The following is a 1,179-nucleotide window of genomic DNA, read 5'->3' as shown; positions in this document are numbered from 1 at the left end:
CATCCTGATCATCTCCACCCCGCAGGACACCCCGCGCTTCGAGCAACTGCTCGGCGACGGCAGCCAGTGGGGCCTGAACCTGCAGTACGCCGTGCAACCGTCCCCGGACGGCCTGGCCCAGGCATTCCTGATCGGCGAGGAGTTCATCGGCAACGACCTCTGCGCGCTGGTGCTGGGTGACAACATCTACCATGGCCACGACTTCCAGGAGCTGCTGCTCAACGCCATGCAGCGCGATGCTGGCGCCAGCGTGTTCGCCTATCACGTGCATGATCCGGAACGTTACGGCGTGGTCGAGTTCGACGCCGATGGCAAGGCCATCAGCCTCGAGGAGAAACCGGCCAAACCGAAGTCCAGCTACGCGGTGACCGGCCTGTACTTCTACGACAACCAGGTGGTCGACATCGCCAAGAACATCAAGCCCTCCGCCCGCGGCGAGCTGGAGATCACCGACGTCAACAAGGCCTACCTGGAAGCCGGCAAGCTTTCCGTGGAGATCATGGGCCGCGGCTACGCCTGGCTGGACACCGGCACCCACGACTCGCTGCTGGAGGCCAGCCACTTCATCGCCACCCTGGAAAACCGCCAGGGCCTGAAGGTCGCCTGCCCCGAAGAGATCGCCTTCCGCCAGAAGTGGATCAGCGCCGAGCAACTCGAAGCCCTGGCCGCCCCGCTGGCCAAGAATGGCTATGGCCAATACCTGAAACGCCTGCTGGTCGAGACCGTCTACTGATGAAAGCTACCCATCTTGCAATCCCGGAAGTGGTCCTGATCGAACCCAAGGTTTTCGGTGATGATCGGGGTTTCTTCTTCGAAAGCTTCAACCACCAGCAATTCGAGGAAGCCATCGGCCGCCCGGTCAAGTTCGTCCAGGACAACCACTCACGCTCGTCGAAAGGCGTGCTGCGCGGCCTGCACTACCAGCTCCAGAATCCCCAGGGAAAACTGGTGCGCGTGGTCAATGGCGAAGTCTTCGACGTCGCCGTGGACCTGCGCCGCTCCTCGCCGACCTTCGGCCAATGGGTGGGCGCGCTGCTGAGCGCGGAGAACAAGCACCAGCTGTGGGTGCCGGAAGGCTTCGCCCACGGCTTCGTGGTGCTGTCGGAGTCGGCGGACTTCCTCTACAAGACCACCGATTATTACGCGCCGCAGCATGAGCGCTGCCTGGCCTGGAACGAT

2 protein-coding genes are annotated in these 1,179 nt (G+C 62.9%); both read left to right on the top strand.

The window, feature by feature from the left end:
* Nucleotides 1–733 (top strand): glucose-1-phosphate thymidylyltransferase RfbA (gene rfbA / locus DK254_RS34270; protein ID WP_218281383.1); only part of this gene is annotated, 733 nt, incomplete at its 5' end.
* The coding region (gene rfbC, locus DK254_RS00885) for a dTDP-4-dehydrorhamnose 3,5-epimerase (RefSeq protein WP_109932901.1) at nucleotides 733–1,179 on the top strand (447 nt) is incomplete at its 3' end. The genes rfbA and rfbC, both read left to right, overlap by 1 nt.

Source organism: Pseudomonas sp. RW407 (assembly GCF_003176655.1).
GTDB lineage: Bacteria > Pseudomonadota > Gammaproteobacteria > Pseudomonadales > Pseudomonadaceae > Pseudomonas > Pseudomonas delhiensis.
This window is presented reverse-complemented; position numbering and strand designations above follow the sequence as displayed.